The sequence below is a fragment of the Enterobacter cloacae complex sp. 277I4 genome (assembly GCF_050031465.1).
Lineage (GTDB): Bacteria > Pseudomonadota > Gammaproteobacteria > Enterobacterales > Enterobacteriaceae > Enterobacter > Enterobacter cloacae.
Genome location: NZ_JBLGWC010000001.1, coordinates 3,433,184 through 3,451,670 on the forward strand (window position 1 = coordinate 3,433,184; position 18,487 = coordinate 3,451,670).

20 protein-coding genes are annotated in these 18,487 nt (G+C 53.7%); 8 read left to right on the top strand and 12 right to left on the bottom strand.

The window, feature by feature from the left end:
• Positions 1 to 122: 122 nt before the first annotated feature.
• Positions 123 to 710: a Yip1 family protein gene (locus ACQG19_RS16790; protein WP_013097942.1), complete on the bottom strand. Its 588-nt coding sequence runs from the start codon at positions 708 to 710 to the stop codon at positions 123 to 125.
• A gap of 157 nt (positions 711 to 867) precedes the next feature.
• On the opposite strand from ACQG19_RS16790, the gene ACQG19_RS16795 reads away from it, so the two are divergent.
• Complete coding sequence (locus ACQG19_RS16795) at positions 868 to 1,440, top strand: DedA family protein (protein WP_013097943.1); 573 nt, start codon at positions 868 to 870, stop codon at positions 1,438 to 1,440.
• Between the two features lie 235 nt (positions 1,441 to 1,675).
• Here ACQG19_RS16795 and ACQG19_RS16800 read toward each other — a convergent pair whose 3' ends face one another.
• The 4 genes from ACQG19_RS16800 to dusC form a co-directional block, all read right to left on the bottom strand.
• Positions 1,676 to 1,858, bottom strand: a complete 183-nt coding sequence (locus tag ACQG19_RS16800; protein ID WP_407200817.1) for a hypothetical protein — start codon at positions 1,856 to 1,858, stop codon at positions 1,676 to 1,678.
• A 99-nt stretch (positions 1,859 to 1,957) separates the two neighbouring features.
• Complete coding sequence (locus ACQG19_RS16805; protein WP_246932220.1) at positions 1,958 to 2,722, bottom strand: SDR family oxidoreductase; 765 nt, start codon at positions 2,720 to 2,722, stop codon at positions 1,958 to 1,960.
• Between the two features lie 50 nt (positions 2,723 to 2,772).
• Complete coding sequence (gene mdtQ, locus ACQG19_RS16810) at positions 2,773 to 4,191, bottom strand: multidrug resistance outer membrane protein MdtQ (RefSeq protein ID WP_222168755.1); 1,419 nt, start codon at positions 4,189 to 4,191, stop codon at positions 2,773 to 2,775.
• Positions 4,192 to 4,569: 378 nt separating this feature from the next.
• Positions 4,570 to 5,502, bottom strand: coding sequence for a tRNA dihydrouridine(16) synthase DusC (gene dusC / locus ACQG19_RS16815; RefSeq protein ID WP_040022443.1), 933 nt, complete (start codon positions 5,500 to 5,502; stop codon positions 4,570 to 4,572).
• A 167-nt stretch (positions 5,503 to 5,669) separates the two neighbouring features.
• On the opposite strand from dusC, the gene ACQG19_RS16820 reads away from it, so the two are divergent.
• The 7 genes from ACQG19_RS16820 (at position 5,670) to ACQG19_RS16850 (ending at position 10,136) form a co-directional block, all read left to right on the top strand.
• Entirely contained in the window at positions 5,670 to 6,068 is a 399-nt protein-coding gene (locus ACQG19_RS16820; RefSeq protein ID WP_023619766.1) for a CidA/LrgA family protein, read from the top strand.
• A complete protein-coding gene (locus tag ACQG19_RS16825; RefSeq protein WP_013097948.1) occupies positions 6,065 to 6,760 on the top strand; it encodes a CidB/LrgB family autolysis modulator in 696 nt (231 codons plus the stop codon). Before ACQG19_RS16820 ends, ACQG19_RS16825 begins: the two co-directional genes overlap by 4 nt.
• A gap of 129 nt (positions 6,761 to 6,889) precedes the next feature.
• Positions 6,890 to 7,774: a cytidine deaminase gene (gene cdd, locus ACQG19_RS16830; protein WP_108452890.1), complete on the top strand. Its 885-nt coding sequence runs from the start codon at positions 6,890 to 6,892 to the stop codon at positions 7,772 to 7,774.
• A 127-nt stretch (positions 7,775 to 7,901) separates the two neighbouring features.
• A complete protein-coding gene (gene sanA, locus ACQG19_RS16835; RefSeq protein WP_023619764.1) occupies positions 7,902 to 8,615 on the top strand; it encodes an outer membrane permeability protein SanA in 714 nt (237 codons plus the stop codon).
• A 134-nt stretch (positions 8,616 to 8,749) separates the two neighbouring features.
• The gene (locus tag ACQG19_RS16840; protein ID WP_236653793.1) at positions 8,750 to 9,235 is read left to right on the top strand and encodes a phosphatidylinositol kinase; all 486 of its coding nucleotides are present in this window, start codon (positions 8,750 to 8,752) and stop codon (positions 9,233 to 9,235) included.
• A complete protein-coding gene (locus ACQG19_RS16845; RefSeq protein WP_246932218.1) occupies positions 9,169 to 9,702 on the top strand; it encodes a HipA domain-containing protein in 534 nt (177 codons plus the stop codon). The genes ACQG19_RS16840 and ACQG19_RS16845 overlap by 67 nt, the downstream gene beginning before the upstream one ends.
• Positions 9,699 to 10,136 (top strand): helix-turn-helix transcriptional regulator, encoded by a 438-nt coding sequence (locus ACQG19_RS16850; RefSeq protein ID WP_246932216.1) that lies wholly within the window; start codon positions 9,699 to 9,701, stop codon positions 10,134 to 10,136. Before ACQG19_RS16845 ends, ACQG19_RS16850 begins: the two co-directional genes overlap by 4 nt.
• Positions 10,137 to 10,187: 51 nt before the next feature.
• Here ACQG19_RS16850 and mglC read toward each other — a convergent pair whose 3' ends face one another.
• The 7 genes from mglC to ACQG19_RS16885 all read right to left on the bottom strand — a co-directional run bounded on the left by mglC (position 10,188) and on the right by ACQG19_RS16885 (position 18,382).
• Positions 10,188 to 11,198 (bottom strand): galactose/methyl galactoside ABC transporter permease MglC, encoded by a 1,011-nt coding sequence (gene mglC / locus ACQG19_RS16855; protein ID WP_013097952.1) that lies wholly within the window; start codon positions 11,196 to 11,198, stop codon positions 10,188 to 10,190.
• 15 nt (positions 11,199 to 11,213) lie between these two features.
• Entirely contained in the window at positions 11,214 to 12,734 is a 1,521-nt protein-coding gene (mglA, locus tag ACQG19_RS16860; RefSeq protein ID WP_102752078.1) for a galactose/methyl galactoside ABC transporter ATP-binding protein MglA, read from the bottom strand.
• An 80-nt stretch (positions 12,735 to 12,814) separates the two neighbouring features.
• Positions 12,815 to 13,813: a galactose/glucose ABC transporter substrate-binding protein MglB gene (gene mglB, locus ACQG19_RS16865; RefSeq protein ID WP_014832691.1), complete on the bottom strand. Its 999-nt coding sequence runs from the start codon at positions 13,811 to 13,813 to the stop codon at positions 12,815 to 12,817.
• A gap of 295 nt (positions 13,814 to 14,108) precedes the next feature.
• Positions 14,109 to 15,131, bottom strand: coding sequence for an HTH-type transcriptional regulator GalS (galS, locus tag ACQG19_RS16870; protein WP_020690130.1), 1,023 nt, complete (start codon positions 15,129 to 15,131; stop codon positions 14,109 to 14,111).
• A gap of 155 nt (positions 15,132 to 15,286) precedes the next feature.
• Complete coding sequence (yeiB, locus tag ACQG19_RS16875) at positions 15,287 to 16,444, bottom strand: DUF418 domain-containing protein YeiB (RefSeq protein ID WP_222168752.1); 1,158 nt, start codon at positions 16,442 to 16,444, stop codon at positions 15,287 to 15,289.
• 18 nt (positions 16,445 to 16,462) lie between these two features.
• Entirely contained in the window at positions 16,463 to 17,131 is a 669-nt protein-coding gene (folE, locus tag ACQG19_RS16880; protein WP_013097957.1) for a GTP cyclohydrolase I FolE, read from the bottom strand.
• Between the two features lie 102 nt (positions 17,132 to 17,233).
• Positions 17,234 to 18,382, bottom strand: a complete 1,149-nt coding sequence (locus ACQG19_RS16885) for a YbfB/YjiJ family MFS transporter (protein ID WP_246932214.1) — start codon at positions 18,380 to 18,382, stop codon at positions 17,234 to 17,236.
• Positions 18,383 to 18,487 lie beyond the last annotated feature (105 nt).

An 18,487-nucleotide genomic window follows, 5' to 3' on the forward strand; every position in this document is an offset into this window, starting at 1 on the left:
CCTGCGTCGACGGAGAAACACAGGCTGGCTTCGGCATCATAGCGGTCACCGTGCATTGTCGCCAGCGGATAATCGTGAACAGATGCTGCATTGCTGGCATTTACGCCAGCAATGCAATTAACTCAGAAGAGACGGTAACCATAACCCCAAAGAATCACCGTCAGCGCCAGTAACGCCTCCAGTACCAGCACGCCGATGGCGAGCGTAGAGCTGGAAAAGCTCAGGCCTTCTTCTTTATTGATATTCAGGAAGGTAGGTACGCCCAGATACAGCAGATAGCCGGTGTAAAAGAGCGCAATGGTCCCGATCAGCGCGCACAGCCAGACCAGGGGATAGAGCGCAACAATACCGCTTAAGAACAGCGGGGTCGCGACATATCCGGCAAAGACCATACAGTGTGCCAGGGAAGGACGCTGCGGATAGTTACGTGCCATCCAGTGAATGACGCGTCCCATAACCGCCACCCCTGCCAGCATCAGGCCATAAAAGAGAATGGCAAGATAAAGCCCGGTAAACCAGGAAAGCTGTACTACGGTGCCATCACCAAAGTTCCAGCCGATTTGTGTTGTACCAATAAACGCGCATATCACCGGCACCGCCGCCATCAGCAGCACGTGGTGCGTGTAATGATGCGAGACCGTTTCGTTCTCACTTTTGATGACATGCATTTCACGATCGGGATGGGAAAAAAGTCCCCAGACATGGTTCATAGCGCCCCCTTGTTGTCGGCCCGTCATCGATACCTTAAGTATAATGCAGGGTTTAGATTATTTTATGTACAGTGGGAAATTTCCGTTGATTGCCCCGCGGTTGTCACAAGGGGTATATGATTAACCGAGGCACGCTGAGGGAGATGATATTTACGTAATGGATATCAACGGAGTTATTGAACAATACGGATACGCTGCGCTGGTTGTCGGAAGCGTGGCAGAAGGTGAAACCATCACCCTGTTAGGCGGCGTCGCCGCGCATCAGGGATTACTTAAATTCCCCCTGGTTGTCGCCGCGGTTGCGCTGGGCGGGATGATTGGCGATCAGCTGCTCTACTTTCTGGGGCTGCGTTTTGGGCCAACGCTGCTTAAGCGTTTCGCTAAGCACAAGAAGAAAATTAACCGCGCGCAGCGGCTGATCCAGCGCCACCCTTACCTGTTTGTGATTGGCACCCGCTTTATGTACGGCTTTCGGATTATCGGGCCGATATTGATTGGCGCCAGCCGCCTGCCGCCGAAAATTTTCCTGCCGCTGAACGTGATTGGCGCGTGCGCCTGGGCGCTGATCTTTACCACGCTCGGTTACGTGGGTGGAGAAGTGATTGGCCCGTGGCTGCATAACCTTGACCAGCATCTGAAGCACTGGGCGTGGCTGATTCTGGTGGTTGTAGCGGTGATTGGGGTCAGGCTGTGGATGCGGCACAGAGAGAAGAAGCAGGATGAGGAGTGAGTGTGGTCTGTTGCCCTCACCCTAACCCTCTCCCACAGGGAGAGGGAACTTAACACACCCTCTCCCACGGGGTTGAGGGATCCCCAGTAATTTTTTTACCGAAAGCGACGAAAGTTGTTTCAGGAAAATGAATGATTTACAGCGACGCCCTGGTCCGGCTGTAAATCGCTGAGGCGTTTCCTGCAGGCCGGGGCGAGGCGCATGGATGCGCCGAGAGGGCGGCTTTACAGGGACGTTACATCCGCCCGTCCCCGATAAGCCGGAAGGAATAAGCCGAAGGCACCGCGAAGCGGCGATTTACCGCCGGGAGCCCGGGTTGCCAGGGTGGTGGCGACTGAGCCACCCTGGCACGTTCACGGGTCATGTTGTTACAGAGCAGCAAGGAACGTAAAGTGAACGGAATTACCTCTACAGTCATATGTTCCCCCTCACCCCAGCCCTCTCCCTCAAGGGAGAGGGAGTCCTCCGTGCAGGCATTATTTTGTGGGGAACCCTCAGCCCACGGGGTTAGGGGAAGCTAACCTTCCGGCTTAAACTGCGGATTCGCCAGCATAAACCCGCCATCGACGATAAACGACTGCCCGGTGGTATAGCTGGCGTCGCTGTCGCATAACCACGCCACCAGACTGGCGATCTCTTTGGTATATCCCGGTCTTGCGAGCGGGATCGTTGGCATCGATCCTTCCTTCACTTCACTCTCGTCCATATCATTCATCGGTGTGGCAATCGCCCCCGGCGCAACGGCATTCACCAGAATGTTGTGCTGCACCAGTTCCAGCGCCATCGATTTGGTTAATCCTCCCAGCGCATGTTTTGCGGCGGTATAGGCGCTGGCTTCCGGCAGCGGCGTATGTTCATGCACCGAGGTGATATTGACGATTCGCCCTCCTTCCCCCTGCTCCACCATTTTACGTGCGGCAATCTGCGAACAGAGAAACGCACCGTCCACGTCGACGGTGAAAATGTTTCGCCACTCGTCAAACGGCATATCCAGGAAGGGCGCTTTGGTCATCGCACCCGCATTGTTAACCAGCACGTCCAGGCGACCAAAACGGGCAATTAACGTTTCAATCGCCTGCGCGCCCTGTGGAAGGGTGCTTAGATCAAGGTGGATAGCTTCAGCCCGCCGTCCCTGCGCCTCCACTTCGCGGCAGGTATCCCGGGCCCCTTGTTCATCAGAGTGCCAGGTGACGCCAATATCAAACCCACGTTCAGCCAGCATCAGGGCCGTGGTTTTACCAATCCCGGAATCCGATGCGGTAACAATCGCTACTTTGGTCATACTCACCTCCTGAAGAACGGCAAAGAGGTAAGTATAGATAATGACCCTGATTAGCCATGATGATAACCACCACCCAGCGCGGAGGTGAGCTGTAGCGTGGCGTCGATATACTCGCCCTGCAGCATCAATCCGGCGAGATGTTCCTTCAGCGCTGGAATTCTGGCTTCACTGACGCGCGAGCCGGCAATAATTCCGGCGCTAAAACGTGCCTGCGCCAGCGCCACAACGCGCGCCGCATCTTTTTCTACCTGCTGCTGATGCTGATTTTTCGCCGTCAGCATTTCCACTTCGCTGGCCGTGCGCGCCACCTGGTTCACGGCATCCACCACCGCCTTGTTGTAGTTCGCCACCGACAGATTGTTCTGCGCCTGGGCAATATCCAGCTGCGCGTTCAGCCTGCCGCTGTCAAAAATGGGCAGAGTCAGCCCGGCGGTCACACCCATTTGCTGGGCTGAAGAACGGAACAGATCGCTCAGGTGCAGGGCATCCTGTTGTAAAAACGCCATCAGATTCACATCAGGATAAAACGCCGCTCTGGCGGCATCGACCTCGCTCATTGACGCTTCGATATACCAGTGCGCCGCCTGCAGATCCGGCCGTCGGGCCAGCAGTTCATATCCCAGCGTCGACGGTAACGACGCTTCAACCGTCGGTAAGGCATGCCGTGTGAGCGCCAGCGCGGGGGTATTTGTCAACGCGTTCAGACGCGCCTCGATGGCTTTCATTTTGCCGTGAACCTCTGCGATCTGCTCTTCGGTTTTGCTGGCACTGATGTCGGTTTCGACACCTTCCACAGAGGAGGTGATCCCGTGCTGATACAGCTCGCGATCGGCACCGATGATATTGTCCTGTTGGGATTTGATCTGCGTGAGGACCTCCTCTACGGCCGCCTGAGTTTGCCAGTCCCAGTAGAGCCGCGCCACGCTGCTGGCAAGCAGTTGACGGGTCTGCTCAAGCTCCGCTTTTTGCGCGTTCACCTTGCCTATCCGGGCCTCCAACCGGGCGCGATTTTTGCCCCACAAATCCAGATCCCAACCCGCAGTCAGACCAAAGGTACCGTTGGTATACCAGGGGCCGGTGGTGCCCGCAGCCGGGTCGGTTATGGCAAAGGGCCCCATCAGCCCTTCAGCGGACATTTTCTGATGTTCAACATCGGCCGAAAAATCAATTTGCGGGCCGTCGGCCGCCAGGGCTGCTTTGGCCTGGGCTTCGGCAAGGGTAATACGCTGACGGGCAATCTGCATATCGGGCGCATCGCTTAATGCTTTGGCAATTAGCTTATCAAGCTGCGGATCGTTATACGCTTTCCACCATGCATTTTTCGGCCAGTCCTGATGAGGCAGCACCGTATTAACCGACGCCGTGAGTGACTGGGTATTAAGGGGAGTTACCGTGGCATGTTGCGGCGCACAGCCGGCCAGAATAACGGCAAAGGGAGCACTCAGAGATAAAATAAGAAAACGTTTCATTACGCCATTCACGCCAAAAAATAAAGGCGCAAAGTACGCCTGATACCTCTCTTTTTTTTAGTAATGCGTGGCAATGCGCAAATTGTCATACATTTTTGTAATTAGAAAATTATACATGCCGAGAATAAGTCAAATTAACAAATTCATCTTAATTATAAATTGCCTGCTACACTTACTGTTGACATACATACGCAGGAGAAGGGAATGAAAATATTATTGTGGGTCATTTTAATTATATTTCTGATAGGACTGCTGGTAGTAACGGGTGTGTTCAAGATGATTTTCTGATTCATTTGCCCGGCACCGCGCCGGGCAAAGGTCAGCCAGCCCATGCGTCTGGTCCAGCGCTTCACAGCGATAATTGCGGTCACACGCTTATTATTTTGCCTGAATCACCCGCGCAATATCCGCAGAAGTCTGTAATGTCCGAATCTCCTGAAATAACCCCAGCGCTTCATCGTACTCTTTGCGTAAATAGCTGAGCCACTGTTTGATGCGCGCCACGTGATATAGCCCGGTGTCGCCCTGCTTTTCCAGACGGCTATATTTTTGCAGCAGCGTCACAACATCAGCCCACGGCATACGCGGCTCGTTATATTTAATCACCCGGCTGAGGTTAGGCACATTCAATGCCCCGCGGCCGATCATCACCGCCTCGCAGCCGGTTGCCTTGAGACAGGCCTGCGCGCTCTCGTAATCCCAGATTTCACCGTTGGCGATCACCGGAATGCTGAGGCGTTTGCGGATCTCACCAATTGCCTGCCAGTTAATGCGCTCGGCTTTATAACCATCTTCTTTGGTGCGGCCATGCACCACCAGTTCAGTAGCCCCGGCCTGCTGCACCGCATCGGCAATTTCAAACTGCCGCGCGTCGCTGTCCCAGCCCAGGCGCACTTTCACCGTCACCGGCAAATGGGCAGGCACGGCTTCACGCATCGCTTTCGCGCCACGGTAAATCAGCTCAGGATCTTTCAGCAGCGTCGCCCCGCCGCCGCTGCCGTTCACCAGCTTCGACGGGCAGCCACAGTTGAGATCGACACCGTAAGAGCCGAGCTCGACGGCACGGGCGGCGTTCTCGGCCAGCCATTCAGGATACTGGCCCAGCAGCTGAATACGCACCAGCGTGCCGGAGGTGGTCCGGCTCTGGCGGTGCAGCTCCGGGCAGAGTCTGTAGAACGATTTTACCGGCAACAACATATCGACCACGCGCAAAAACTCCGTCACGCAGAGATCGTAATCGTTCACCTCGGTCAGAAGTTCGCGCACAAGGGAGTCGAGCACGCCTTCCATTGGGGCCAGTAAAACACGCATAGCAGTACCTGTGAAAAAAGACGCGCTATAGTAATCGCTCTGTATGTATGTTGAAAGCACGACGTTCTATTCTGGAATGACGGGTATGCTTAAAATTCATGATGTGATCCATGGCACACTTTCGGGTTTAATTGTATGATGAATGCGTTTCAGCAAGGATTTTAACCATGAGAAAATCATTGAACATTATCTGGCAATATCTGCGCGCATTCGTCCTGATTTACGCCTGCCTGTACGCCGGGATTTTCATCGCTTCCCTGCTTCCTATCACCATTCCCGGCAGCATTATCGGCATGCTGATCCTCTTTGTTCTGCTGGCGTTGCAAATTCTGCCCGCTAAGTGGGTCAACCCGGGCTGCTTCGTTCTTATTCGCTATATGGCGCTGCTGTTCGTACCGATTGGCGTCGGGGTCATGCAGTACTTCGATCTGCTTAAAGCCCAGTTCGGCCCGATTGTCGTCTCCTGCGCGGTCAGTACGCTGGTGGTTTTCCTTGTGGTGAGCTGGAGTTCGCATCTGGTACATGGCGAACGTAAAGTGGTTGGACAGAAAGGAACAAAACAATGATGGCCAATATCTGGTGGTCGCTGCCATTAACCCTGGCGGTGTTCTTCGCGGCACGCAAACTTGCCGCCCGGTTCAAGATGCCGCTGCTTAACCCGTTGCTGGTGGCGATGGTGGTGATTATCCCGTTCCTGCTGCTTACCGGTATTCCTTACGAACGCTACTTTGCCGGGAGCAAAATTTTAAACGACCTGCTGCAACCCGCCGTGGTCGCACTCGCGTTTCCTTTATATGAACAGCTGCACCAGATCCGCGCCCGCTGGAAATCCATTATTACCATCTGTTTTGTGGGGAGCCTGGTGGCGATGATCACCGGTACTTCAGTCGCACTGCTGATGGGGGCCTCTGCGCAAATTGCCGCCTCTATTCTGCCGAAATCGGTGACCACGCCTATCGCCATGGCCGTGGGCGGCAGCCTCGGCGGCATTCCTGCCATCAGCGCCATGTGCGTGATCTTTGTCGGCATACTGGGCGCCGTGTTTGGCCATACCCTGCTCAATGTCATGCGCATTCATACCAAAGCCGCACGCGGTCTGGCGATGGGCACCGCGTCGCACGCGCTGGGCACCGCCCGCTGTGCGGAGCTGGATTATCAGGAGGGGGCGTTCAGCTCGCTGGCACTGGTGATCTGCGGAATCATGACCTCGCTGATGGCGCCGTTCATTTTCCCCGTGATTCTGGCGGTGATGGGCTAAAATTTGCGATGCGTCGCGCAAATTTCATTTTGTTTTCATAAGTTGCATACATAATGAGATATGGATCACATATAAAGCCCCAGCGGCTCCGTACACTACCGATCCATTAACCTTTATGAGGCAAACGCCATGCATCCACGTTTTCAAGCGGCTTTCGCCCGGCTTGCAGAGAATTTGCAATCAGCTCTGGCCCCGATTCTGGCGGATGAGCATTTCCCCGCCCTGCTCACCGCTGAGCAGATCACCACGCTGAAACAGGCCACGGATCTTGACGAAGACGCGCTGGCTTTCGCATTGCTGCCGCTGGCTGCCGCCTGTGCACGTGCCGATCTTTCCCACTTTAACGTTGGCGCCATTGCGCGCGGCGTCAGCGGAACCTGGTACTTCGGCGGAAACATGGAGTTCCTGGGCGCAACCATGCAGCAGACTGTTCATGCGGAACAGAGCGCCATCAGCCACGCCTGGCTGCGCGGCGAAAAGGCCCTGAGCGCCATTACCGTGAACTACACCCCGTGCGGGCACTGCCGTCAGTTTATGAATGAACTGAACAGCGGGCTGCAGCTGCGCATTAATCTGCCGGGTCGCGCGCCGCACACGCTGGGCGACTACCTGCCTGACGCCTTCGGTCCGAAAGATCTTGAAATCAAAACCCTGCTGATGGATGAGCAGGACCACGGTTTCGCGCTGACCGGTGATGACCTGACCCAGGCGGCCATCCGCGCTGCCAACAAGAGCCACACGCCGTACAGCAAGTCCCCGAGCGGCGTGGCACTGGAGTGCCGCGATGGGCGTATTTTTAGCGGCAGCTATGCCGAAAACGCCGCGTTTAACCCAACGCTGCCACCGCTGCAGGGCGCACTGAACCTGCTGAGTCTGAACGGCTATGACTACCCGGATATTCAGCGCGCCATTCTGGCAGAAATTGCCGATGCACCGCTGATTCAATGGGATGCCACCGCCGCCACCCTGAAAGCGCTGGGCTGCACGTCAATCGAGCGTGTATTGCTGGCGTGATCCTTCTGGCGGGCAGACATGCCCGCCCGTTTTGCTGAAAAAGCCTTCAGTTGATGCGCTGTTTCTTGCGCTAACCAGGCGGGTACAGTAGCCTGAGTTAAATTCACCTTCGGTACGAGCCATCTGCATGTTAAAGCGCGTTTTTTACAGCCTGTCTGTCCTGGTCGGCATACTGCTGTTGATCGTGCTGGGTCTCGACCGGTGGATGAGCTGGAAAACGGCCCCCTACATTTTTGATGACCTGCAGGACCTGCCCTATCGCCAGGTGGGTGTGGTGCTCGGCACCGCAAAGTATTACCGCACCGGTGTCATCAATCAGTATTACCGCTACCGCATTCAGGGCGCGCTCAACGCCTACAACAGCGGCAAGGTCAATTACCTGCTGTTAAGCGGCGATAACGCGCTGCAAAGCTACAACGAACCGGTCACCATGCGCAAAGACCTGATTGCCGCAGGCGTTGATCCGGCAGATATCGTGCTCGACTACGCCGGGTTCCGCACGCTCGACTCCATCGTGCGCACGCGCAAAGTGTTCGACACCAACGACTTCATCATCATCACCCAGCGCTTCCACTGCGAGCGTGCGCTGTTTATCGCGCTGCACATGGGCATTCAGGCGCAGTGTTATGCGGTGCCCTCGCCAAAAGATATGCTGAGCGTGCGCGTGCGTGAGTTTGGCGCTCGCTTTGGCGCGCTGGCCGATCTCTATATCTTCAAACGTGAACCGCGCTTTTTAGGCCCACTGGTGCCAATTCCGGCCATGCATGAAGTGCCGGAAGATGCGCAGGGTTATCCGGCGGTGACGCCGGAGCAGCTGCTGGACATGCAGAAGAAAAAGTAATCAAATTCTATAATGCGTGATATAACACGCACTACTCTGTCATCAGATACCTAATGAGTGATATAAGTGGCGCTAGTTGCCATTTTCATTAACAATGAGTAATATTTTACTCATTGCTGTTTTATGGAGGTGAGATGGAGACGTTAACCGTACAAGCATATCTGAATGAAACATGGACGGATATCGCCCTCATCAAATATCCGGGAAGCGAAAAAAATGACTGGAACACCACACAGTTAGACTATCTTACTGAGTATGCGATTAATTTTCTTGACTATGATGATTTTCACGCGGTCTCAGTCAACCACCCTGTATCACTCTTTTTTGATGACCAGGGTCAACCGGGCTGGCTGCGATTTATCGACGATATCATTCCTGCCGGAGCCAGTCGCCGTTATTGGATAAATGCACTCGATATCAGTGAGTTGCCTGTTGGTCAGCAGAATTTTTTATTGTTGAAATTTGGCACAATGTCCCCTGTCGGGAATTTGCGTATAAAAGAATCCGTTCCTGAATGGAATGAATTCGCACGCACTAAAACGTTTACTAATCGGTGTATTCACTATTACAAAAAGCACCCGGTACTCTCCTGGATCATGAGGCAACGCTGCGCGCGTTAATTAATAAAATTACCTCCAGCCATATGGTTCAGCAGCAGGGCTATCAATTTGATATCCCTGGTTTTGTAACAGAATGGGTACGTCGCGATCTGTTAAATATTATTTTTGGGAATAGTGACAACCATGGGCGAAATACCGCCTTTGTGAAAGCTGAAAATCACATTATGCTCTCCCCTGTTTATGACTTTGCTCCAATGAAAGCCGATCCAGAGGGGATACCGCGAACCCTAAAGTGGTCATTATCTTGTGAATCTGGGGGGGATTATAATTTCAACGCTATCGCGCAAGCGCTGGCGGAGTGGATCCCTCCCACAACTTTACTTGACGCTCTGCATGATACAGCCGTCCAGCTCATCGATCTCCCGGAAAGGCTGGCGGCGCGAGGCGTTCCCGACCAGATAATGGAAATGCCCGCGATTGGTTTTCGCTATATTCCGAATAAACTTTCTCGTTGGGGTTTATTATGAAAATATCTAATAAATCTGAATCAGAGCTTCTACAAACATTAGCCCGGGTACGCAGCGTAAATGAAAAGCGACGTCGTGATGAGGATGAAGATCCGGACAAGTCATCGGTAGTAAAGAGGCAACGCGTTTCATCAGGCTTAACACGGATTAGTACTCTTGATCGCCAGGCTGTACTGCATGCAGCCATACGGGACATTTTACTGGGTAAAATCACACAGGGTGAGGCGCTGAAAAGACTCAGGGTCGAAGTGTTGGGGATGAAGCAGGATGAATATGCAAAGCTGGTCAGCGTATCCCGGAAAACATTGTCGGATGTAGAAAATGGCAGAGGCAATTATTCCGCTGACATTATAAATAAAATCTTTAAACCCTTTGGGCTTCAAACCGGACTGGTGCCCATTTCCAAATCGCTTATAGCTTCACTTTTCACGTAAAAAACCCGCATGCCGTTCACGGGCAGCGGGTTTTATTTATTCGCCTGATAATTATTTCTTACGCGCGTATTTCAGTGAGTCCAGCGCAACCGCGAAGATGATAATGGCGCCCTTGATGATGTACTGCCAGTACGGGTTCACGCCGATGTAGGTCAGACCATAGTTGATGACCGTAAAGATGATCACACCGGTGACCACGCCAAGCACGGTACCCACACCGCCGCTGAAGGAGACCCCGCCCACCACGCAGGCGGCAATCGCATCCAGTTCGTACATAAAGCCGAGGTTGTTGGTGGCAGAGCCGATACGGCCCGCTTCCAGCATCCCGCCGAAGGCATAGAACACACCGGACAGGGCATAGATCATCAGCAGGTTCAGGGCCACGTTAACGCCAGATACTTTCGCTGCTTCCGGGTTGCCCCCGATGGCGAAGATGTTCTTACCAAAGCGGGTTTTGTTCCACAGGATCCAGACGAATGCCACCGCAATCAACGCGTAGAAGGTGATATACGACAGGCGGAAGCTGCCCAACGCAATAAATCCTTGCGTGAAGGTCGAGAAGCCGCTGTCGAAGCCCGAGATGGGGGACGCACCGACGAAGTCGTAGTACAGGGAGTTGATACCGTAAACGATGATCATCGTACCCAGGGTGGTGATAAATGGCGTCACGTTCAGGTAAGCGATGATGATACCGTTGATCAGACCAATCACTGCACCGATGGCGCAGACAATCAGGATCACCACGAAAATGGGCATGGTCGCCATTTCCGGGAACACCTTGTTGGCGTTTTCCATCGACTGCAACAGGGTTGCCGCGATCACCGCCGCCAGGCCGACCTGGCGCCCTGCGGAAAGGTCAGTCCCCTGGGTGACGATAAGCCCCGCCACGCCCAGCGCAATGATAATACGTACGGAAGACTGAGTCAGAATGTTACTCAGGTTCAGCAGACTTAAGAACGTAGGGTCCTGGAAAATGATAATGGCCAGCAATACTAAAAGAACAACGTAAATACCGCCTTCTTTCAGATAAGTGAGAAAACTTTTTTTATTTAACGCACTCATGAGGAGCCCCTGATCTTAAAGGTGCAAAGACGCTAAACGCAAAATTTCGTTTTGCGTTGTCGTTTTCGTGTCAACAATACCGGCAACGAGACCATTGCTCATAACCAGAATACGATCTGTGATCCCTAACAATTCCGGCATTTCGGAAGAGATGATAATGATCCCTTTATCCTTTTTCGCCAGTTCAGCGATCAATTGATAAATTTCAAACTTCGCGCCGACGTCAATACCGCGGGTTGGTTCATCCAGCATCAGAATTTCTGGCTGCGTTAATAACCAACGACCGATAATGACTTTTTGCTGGTTGCCGCCCGACAACGAACCAATTTGCGTACGATGCCCCGGCGTTTTTACGCGCATAGAGTCAATAACCCACTGGGTATCACTCTTCATGCGGGAGTTATCCAGCAGACCCACTTTGTTTTTATAGTTGCGGATATTAGAAATTAACGAGTTAAAGTTAATATCCAGATAGGCATAAATACCGGTCGAACGCCGCTCTTCCGTCACCAGTGCAAAACCATTATTAATGGCTTCGTTGGCGTTGTGGTTGTTAATTTTCTTACCGTGCAGCGTGATGGTGCCTTCGGCTTTCTCGCGAATACCAAACAGGGTTTCGACGATATCGGTACGTTTTGCCCCGACCAGGCCTGCAATGCCCAGAATTTCGCCCTTGTGCAGGTCGAAGGAGACGTCGCGAATAGAGGGCTGACGCAGCGAGGTCAGATTACGCACCTCAAGGATCACCTCACCCGGCTTGTTCTCTTTGTCCGGGAAACGCTGATTCAGGGAACGGCCCACCATCATGGCGATGATCTTGTCCATGTCCAGCCCTTCGAGAGGCTGAGTGGCAATCCACTGGCCGTCGCGCAGGATGGTTATCTCATCACACAACTGGAAGATCTCTTCCATTTTATGGGAGATATAAACAATGCCGCAGCCGCGATCTTTTAGCTTCCGAATAATGGTAAAAAGGTGGTTAACCTCTTTTTCCGTTAATGACGATGTCGGTTCATCCATGATGACAATTTTGGCATCATAGGAGAACGCTTTAGCAATTTCGATCATCTGCATTTGCGAGACGGATAATGTTCCCACGCGGGCGCGCGGATCAATATCAATATCCAGCTCATCGAAAATGGCTTTGGTGTCACGGTACATTTTGTCCTGATCGACAAAAAAACCTTTGGTTGGATAACGCCCCAACCACATATTATCCATTACCGAGCGTTGCAGTACCAGGTTCAATTCCTGGTGAACCATAGAGATGCCGTTTTCCAGTGCTTCTTTCGCTGAATGGAAATCGATCTCTTTCCCCTGAAAAAGAATGCTGCCAGAATCTTTTTGATAGATCCCAAAAAGACATTTTAATAATGTTGATTTACCGGCACCGTTTTCACCCATTAAGGCATGAATTGAATGAGGCCGAACTTTTAAATTAACATTATCGAGTGCCTTAACACCGGGAAACGACTTGTTGATGCCGTTCATTTCCAACAAGAATTCACCGGACGACGGAGTAGTTGTGCTGACCATAATTATACCTTGTTGGCCTCGCATATCGCGTTATAAAAGGGCGCAACATGTTGCGCCCTGTGGAGACATAACTAACTATCTTATTTACCGATAAACTCAGCCAGGTTGGACTGGTCTACGCCCACGTAAGGTACGCGAACGATTTTATTGTCGATTTTCCAGTTGGTGCCATCAGCCGCACCTTTACCGTCGGCCAGGTTTTTCGCCAGATCGAAGGTGGCTTTCGCCTGGTTGTTGGCATCGTTCAGCACGGTACCGGCCATCGCACCTGATTTCACCAGTGCCAGCGCTTCTGGCAGCGCATCCACGCCGAATACAGGGATAGAGGATTTATTGTGTGCTTTCAGGGCTTCTACCGCCCCCATTGCCATCGCGTCGTTGTTAGCGATGACCACTTCAATTTTGTTCGCGTTAGGACCAGACAGCCACGCGTCCATTTTATCTTTCGCCTGAGCGGTATCCCACATCGCGGTATCTAAAGCCAGCTGCTGGGTTTTCAGACCTTTGTCGTTCAGCTCTTTGACAACGTAAGTGGTACGCGCTTCAGCATCCGGGTGGCCTGGCTCGCCTTTCAGCAGCACAAACTGGATCTGGCCGTCTTTGTTCAGATCCCAGTTCGGGTTGGCCGCCCAGTGTTTCGCGATCAGATCGCCCTGGATAATACCGGACTCTTTGGAGTCAGTACCGACGTAATACGCTTTGTCATAGCTGTCCAGCGCTTTACGGGAAGGTTCTTTGTTGAAGAAGACGATTGGCACGTTCTGACCGCGCGCTTTCTCGATAACTGTGCCTGCAGCAGCCGGGTCAACCAGGTTGATTGCCAGTGCCTTCACGCCTTTTGCCAGCAGGACGTCAATCTGGTCGTTCTGTTTGGACTGGTCGTTCTGGGAGTCATTCATCAGCAGCTGAACATCTGGCGCTGCTTTAGCATCTTTCTCGATCGCTTTACGCACAACAGACATGAAGTTGTCGTCGTATTTATAGATAGTCACACCAATACGGGTATCCGCAGCGTGCGCTGCTGCACCAAAAAGCATGCTTGCCATTACAGCAGACAGAGTCAACACCTTCTTATTCATGGTATCTCCGGTTTTTTTTATGCAGGGTAGTTCTTGTGAATAACGATCGGCGGGCAGGTGTTAATAAAACGTTACTGACAGCCGAAGTTCACTTATAAAATTTCTATCTTCCGTGTTCGGTAACGCTCCAGAAATGCGTTTTATTCGTTGTTTGCGGCACGTTGGCTATAGTGAAAGTGAATAATCACTGTTACATAGCGTTTCAGCCCCTAAAACGCTGACATCATAGTCAGCGCCTTGTTAAGATACTGTGAATTTACTCACAGATTGAAAACGGTTACATCAGCTGGCTTTATCAGTTAGTGATCGGAACCACAATTTGCCGGGCAGAGACCGAATGGCGGCGCACTAATGTCGGCATGAAACAGTGTGTTGCTCCCGTATCAAGCAGCCCTGCCGCGCCCTGTAACGCCAGCTCAGTCGCCAGTTTGGCCATCGAGACAATGGGATAGCGTACCGTTGTCAGCTGCGGGTCGGTGTAACGGGCAATGGGAATATCGTCAAAACCAATCAACGACAAATGCTGTGGCACCGCAATGCCGTTATCTTTTAACGCCGTCAGTGCTCCGGCAGCCATGCTGTCGTTGTAGGCAAACACTGCGGAGAGCTGCAGGTTACGGCCCAGCAGCTCGACCATCGCCGCCTCCCCTCCCTGCATGTCCGGGGTACCGGTGCCTACCCAGCTTTCAGCAGGCGCAATGCCGTGCTCTTTCAGGGCGTTTTGCCAGCCTTCGCGACGCAGTTCGTCGTCCTCAATCGCGTGGCTGGAGGCCAGATAACCGATTCGCTGGTGCCCGTTATTAATCAGCATGCGCGTGGCCATCATGGCGCCGCTCACGTTATCCAGCCCCACGCAACGGTGGGCATAGCCGGGCACAATCCGGTTGATGAGCACCATGCCGGGGATTTGCTCCATAAATCCGGCAAGTTCCTCATCACTCAGGGCTTTTGAATGCACAATCAGCGCGTTACAACGCTGGCGGATCAGCACTTCGATGGCATAGCGCTCTTTTTCTGCTTCATGATAGCTGTTGCCGATCAGCACATACTTTTGGTGCTGCTGGGCAACAACGTCCACCGCTTTCACCAGCGCGCCAAAAAACGCATCCGACACGTCCATCACCACCACGCCAATGGTGTCACTGACCTGCGTAGCCAGCGCCTGCGCGTTAGCATTGGGCCGGTAACCCAGTTGGGTCACGGCTTTCATTACGGTTTCACGGGTTTCAGGGCTGACCAGCGCGCTGTTGTTCAGCACGCGAGAGACGGTGGCCACAGAAACGCCCGCCTGACGGGCGACGTCACGAATGGTGATCATATTCACCATCCTTAAAAGGATTGCAGCAACTCACAGACACCCCCTGTGTTTAGCAAGGTGGCTATTTTGGCAGCGAGAGAAAGGGGACTACGTGAAGAAGCTCACACAGATGAAAACGGTTACATCCATTTTGTTAATGATTGTGATCCAGATCGTTATCTGGATGTATTATTCAATGAAACACCTGACGCTTTTGCGGTTAACTGACGCCACGCCCACTCCAGCGGCCCCTGGCGGAAATACCGCAGCCAGATAACCGAAAACGCCAGGTTTATCGTCCAGACCGGAAGAACAAACGCCACCAGCGTAAGGCGGTCGAATTTCATAAACAGGCCAAATCGATAGAACAGCGTGGTACAGATGAGGGTCTGCAAAATGTAATTGCTTAACGCCATGCGGCCAACGCAGGCCACGGCACTGACAATCCAGAGGCGGGAGAGCTGCGGCCAGTAGCCATAGATGAGCGCGGCGTAGCCGATGGTCTGGAACGGGGCACCGAGCTCGCGCGGAACCTGCAGCAGGAAAGCGCACCAGCGGTAATCCCAGTGTAGATGCCACTGCACAATCACCGCCGGAAGATTAATCGCTACGCCCAGCAGCACCAGCAAGACGCCTGTGCGACGATAGTGGCGCAGGCTAAATTCCCCTTTCAGCCAGCCGGTGCGCATCAGGGATGCGCCCATCAGCATCATTCCCGCCAGCTGCCAGCCGTATTGCGCCCCCAGCGCCAGCAGGTTATCGCCCAGCATATCCGCGCGATTGCTTATCGCTTCCGCGCCGCCTTTTAGCTTCCAGAACTGCTCATACTGCAGGTTGGCGGCGTCCGGTATCCATGAGCGGCTTGTTGCGTCGCCGGCGATCATACCCAGCAACAGCAGCACGCCAAGCCCCATGACATAAAGCATCACGCCGGTGTTAAACAGGCTTTTGACGCTATGCGCATCACGGATGAGTCGCCAGCAAATCAGCCCGACTAATCCATAGGCGAGAAGAATATCACCGTCCCAGAAGAACAGGCCGTGAATAAAGCCAAGGAGCACCAGCAGGGTCAGACGTGACTGGATCCACCGGGTGCCGCGTTTGAGCAGGAGTTGCAGACCGGCGCCAAACAGCAGCGCAAAGAGGGTGAGGAATTTCACCTGAGCAAAGAGATCGAGGATTGCCCACGTCCAGGCATCGCGACGGGTGATCTCGCCATACCAGGCGGGGTTGAGATAAGCGGCCTTCGGCAGACCGAAGGCGCTGATATTAAGCAGCAGGATACCGAGAATGGCGACGCCGCGAACAAAATCGAGCGTGACGTTTCGCTCCATGGTCCCTGCCCTGTCTGATTAGTTGTGGTGACGCACGGCGCGCAGGAACTCCTGGCGGGTGTTCTGGCTGGATTTAAACAGACCGCCCAGCGACGTGGTGGTGGTCGCACTGGTGGCATCACGTACACCGCGCGCCTTCACGCAGTAGTGAACCGCGTCAATGGAGACCGCGACGTTATTGGTGCCCAGCAGCGTTTGCAGCGCAGTCAGGATCTGCTGCGTCAGACGCTCCTGCACCTGTGGGCGTTGGGCAAAGAACTGCACGATACGGTTGATTTTGGACAGACCAATCACCGTATCTTTTGGAATGTAAGCCACGGTCGCTTTACCGTCGATGGTCACGAAGTGGTGCTCGCAGGTGCTGGTCAGCGTGATATCGCGCACCGTCACCATCTCATCCACCTTCATTTTGTTTTCAATGACGGTGATTTTCGGGAAGTTGGCGTAGTCCAGGCCGGAGAAAATTTCGTCGACATACATTTTTGCGATGCGATGCGGCGTTTCCATCAGACTGTCGTCGCTCAGATCGAGATTCAGCAGTTGCATGATCTCGGTCATGTGCCCGGCAATCAGACGTTTACGGGTTTCATTATCCACTTCCTGAACGGGTGGACGCAGTGGCGTTTCAAGACCGCGCGCAACCAGGGCTTCGTGGACAAGGGCCGCTTCTTTACTGAGTGATGACATTCTTTTCTCCTGCAGGTGTGGCGTCTTTTGCCCTCGTTGTGGCAAAAGTGTGCGCTCATTGTGCGTGAGGCCGCGCACATAATCCAGTATTCACGACGATAATTATTGCAATTGCTGCTGCCTTTCGGCCTGACGGTTCCACACCAGCGCGCCCGCAATGAACAGCGCAATGCCCGCCAGCCCCAGCGCAGGCTCAAGCTTGTGGGTAAGCCAGGTGGATAACGCCGAGGTCATCGGCCCCACCAGCTGTCCAATGGCATAACCGGTAGTCAGTAGCCCCGTCATATAGCGGGTATGTTCGGGTGCCAGCTCGCGCCCGTAGAGTAAAGAGAGCTGAACGGCACACAGGAATCCGCCGCCGACCAGCAGGCCGCCCGTCAGCAAGCCGCCAATTCCCGGCAGTAGCCACGCCGCCAGCACACCCGCTCCCTGTAACCACAGCACGATAGCCAGCCTGCGGTTCGAGGTAGAGGTGTGACGCAAAACGATACTGAGCACGATGCCCACAACAGCGGCAGCGCCAAATATCGGCCAGACAAACTGTGCAAACAGGCTGCCGGGAAAACGCACGGCCGCCATTTGTGATAAAAATGTTGCAGGCAGGATGTAGCCAAATCCGGCCAGGCTGTAGCTCCAGACCAGGCACTTCAAATCTTTCGTCAGAATAAGGGGTTCAGGCGCGCTGCCCGGCCGGTGCAGTTGCCCGGCACGCGGTAAATAGCGGGCAACCAGTGCGATAAGCACCAGCGCCAGCACGCCGTAAATCTGCCATGCGGCCCCGGCCGACAACGCTTTTGCGTGAATATAGACCGCAAGCAGTCCGCTCAGGGCGATACCTGCGCCCGGCCCGGCAAACACGGCCGCGCTCAAACCCGGTTTACCCAGTTGCCCCAGCCGCTCGTTGGTCCAGGCGGCAATCAGCACCATCGACCAGCCGCTCATGCAGCCAATCACAAAGCGCAGCAGACCATGTACCAGCGCGTTATCCGCTGCGGCGGAAAGCAGCGTCAGCGCCACAGCGCCAGTAATACCCAGCCAAAGGCGGGTTTCAACGAAGCGATGGGCGCGCATCGCATCCCATGCGCCCACCAGATAGCCCAGATAGTTCATCGCCGCCACCAGACCTGCGCTGGTGAGCGTGAGTTGCCCGGCGGCAATCATCAGCGGCACCTGAGGGGTAAACGCGAAGCGCCCAATTCCCATCGCTACCACCAGAACCACAAATCCACTGAGCGCAATTCGCAGCGCCATGACCGCTCCAGTTGTTAATAAAAAGTAAATTTATGATGCAGGATCTCGCTGTATTGCGAAAGTGAAAGTTGCTCACAGGTAAATGAAAACTCTGTATTATGGGCT